This is a genomic window from Skermanella sp. (assembly GCF_059503625.1).
The window spans coordinates 1-2,535 of sequence record NZ_JCACHA010000573.1 but is presented as its reverse complement, the minus strand read 5'-3'; the positions used below and the strand labels follow the sequence as shown (position 1 = coordinate 2,535).

Here is a 2,535-nt window from a genome sequence, read left to right as displayed (position 1 = left end):
GGCATCCTGGCCGCGCGACCGGATCGAGGCGGAGTTCGAAAAGCGTGGGCTGCCGCGTCATCCCCTGGAAGCCGACGGCTTCCTGTCGATCGGGTGCATGCCCTGCACCGACCGGGTCGCCCCCGGACAGGATCCCCGGTCCGGCCGTTGGGCCGGGCTCAACAAGACCGAGTGCGGCATCCACATGTCCGCCGCGTCACGCAACTCGTCACCTATTTGATACGGTGGAATTTCTGAAATGACCGATCTCGACCAACTGGAAAGCCAGAGCGTCTATATCCTGCGCGAGGCGTTCAACAAGATCGACCGTCTCGCTCTCCTGTGGTCGATCGGCAAGGACAGCAACGTCCTCCTGTGGCTGGTGCGCAAGGCGTTCTTCGGCAAGGTGCCGTTTCCGGTCGTCCAGCTCGACACCGGGATGGAACTGCCGGAGGTCTACGAGTTCCGCGACGTGACGGCGCGCGACTGGGACCTGGACCTGGTGATCGAGCAGTGCCCGCCGGAAAGCGAGATGGACCCGACCCTGCCGCCGGCCACCCGCGCCGCCGCCCGCAAGACCGAAGGGCTGAAGGCGCTGCTTCGCCGAGAGCAGTATCAGGGCATCTTCGTCGGCATCCGCCGCGACGAGCAGGCGACCCGCGCCAAGGAGCGGGTGTTCAGCCCGCGCGCGCTGGACGGCGTTTGGGATTTCAAGGACCAGCCGGCCGAGTTCTGGGACCACTACAAGACCCGGTTCGCCGAAGGGACCCATGTGCGCATCCATCCCCTGCTGCACTGGACCGAACTGGACATCTGGCGCTATTCCAAGCGCGAAGGCATTCCGATCGTACCGCTGTATTTCGCCCGTGACGGCAAGCGGTACCGCTCGCTCGGCGAGAAGAACATCACATTCCCGGTGGACAGCAGCGCCGCCAATATCGACGAGATCATTTCCGAACTGGAAATAACCCGGACGCCCGAGCGGGCCGGCCGGTCCATGGACAACGAGACCGAAGACGCCTTCGAGCGTCTGCGCAGCTCCGGGTATATGTAAGATGACCACTCCCGTATCCGAGATCCCCGCGTCGATGCGCCGTCAGGCCCGCATCGTCATCGTCGGCCACGTCGATCACGGCAAATCCACCCTGATCGGCCGCCTGCTCAACGACACCCAGAGCCTGCCCGACGGCAAGGTCGAGGCGGTCCGCGAGATGAGCCGCCGGCGCGGCATGCCGTTCGAGTGGTCCTTCGTGATGGATGCGCTCCAGGCGGAGCGCGACCAGGGCATCACCATCGACACGACGCAGATCCATTTCCGCACCAAGCAGCGGCCCTATGTGATCATCGACGCGCCCGGCCATACCGAGTTCCTGAAGAACATGGTGACCGGCGCGTCCAGCGCCGACGCGGCCCTGCTGGTGATCGACGCCGGTGAAGGAGCCCTGGAGCAGTCGCGCCGCCACGCCTATCTGCTGCACCTTCTCGGCGTCAAGCAGGTCGCCGTGATCGTCAACAAGATGGACATGGTGGAGTTCTCGCAGGACCGCTTCGACGACGTCTCCGCCGAGATCCGCGCCTACCTGAACGAGATCGGCGTCGCTCCCGGCGTCATCGTCCCGATTTCCGCCCGGCATGGCGACAACGTGGTGACCCGGTCCGAGAACCTGCCCTGGTTCAAGGGTCCGACCCTGGTCGAGGCGCTTGACGCCTTCAAGCCGGTCGCATCCGAGGACGAGCTGCCGCTGCGCATGCCGATCCAGGACGTCTACAAGCCGGACGAGCGCCGCATCCTGGCCGGCCGGATCGAGACGGGGCGTCTCCGCGTCGGCGACACGCTTCACTTCTCGCCGATCAACCGGACCGCGAAGATCGTCAGCATCGAGGCGTGGAACCGCGAGACCGCGATCACCGCAACCGCCGGCCAGTCGATCGGCATCACGCTCGACCAGCGCATCTTCGTCGAGCGCGGCCATGTCGCCAGCCTCGTCAGCCAGTGCCCGATCGAGTCGCACCGCCTGACCGTCCGCCTGTTCTGGCTGGCGACCAACCCGCTGACCGCCGGCAAGACCTATACCCTGAAGCTCGCCACGGCGGAGCATCGCGTCAGCGTCGAGAAGATCGTCGAAGTCCTCAACATCGACGACTTGACCGCCGGCTCTGCCGACAAGGTCAGCCGCAACGAGATCGCCGACGTCGTCCTGCACAGCCGCAGCCTCATAGCGGTCGATCTGGCGATCGACCTGCCGCGCACCGGTCGCGGCGTCCTGCTGGACGGCAACGACGTCGTCGGCGGCTTCGTCGTGACCCAGGCCGATGCGGTCGATGCCCGCAACCTCCAGCGGGTCGAGCATGCCGTCACCCCGACCGAGCGGTCGCGCGCCAACGGCCACCACGGCGCCGTGCTGTGGCTGACCGGACTGTCCGGGGCCGGCAAGTCGACCATCGCGATGGGGCTTGAGCGCACCCTGTTCGAGCGCGGCCGGCAGGTCTATGTCCTGGACGGCGACGGCGTCCGCCAGGGCCTCAACGGCGATCTCGGCTTCTCCCCCGAAGACC

General features: G+C 66.4%; 2 protein-coding genes and 1 pseudogene. All 3 read left to right on the top strand.

From position 1 onward, the window contains the following. Positions 1-220 (top strand): annotated as a pseudogene (locus AC5JJ6_RS13605) (phosphoadenylyl-sulfate reductase); the annotation flags it as partial. Positions 221-238: 18 nt separating this feature from the next. Continuing rightward, a complete protein-coding gene (gene cysD, locus AC5JJ6_RS13600) occupies positions 239-1,033 on the top strand; it encodes a sulfate adenylyltransferase subunit CysD (RefSeq protein WP_496042565.1) in 795 nt (264 codons plus the stop codon). Between the two features lies 1 nt (position 1,034). After that, a partial coding sequence (locus AC5JJ6_RS13595) for a GTP-binding protein (protein WP_496042564.1) occupies positions 1,035-2,535 on the top strand: 1,501 nt, incomplete at its 3' end.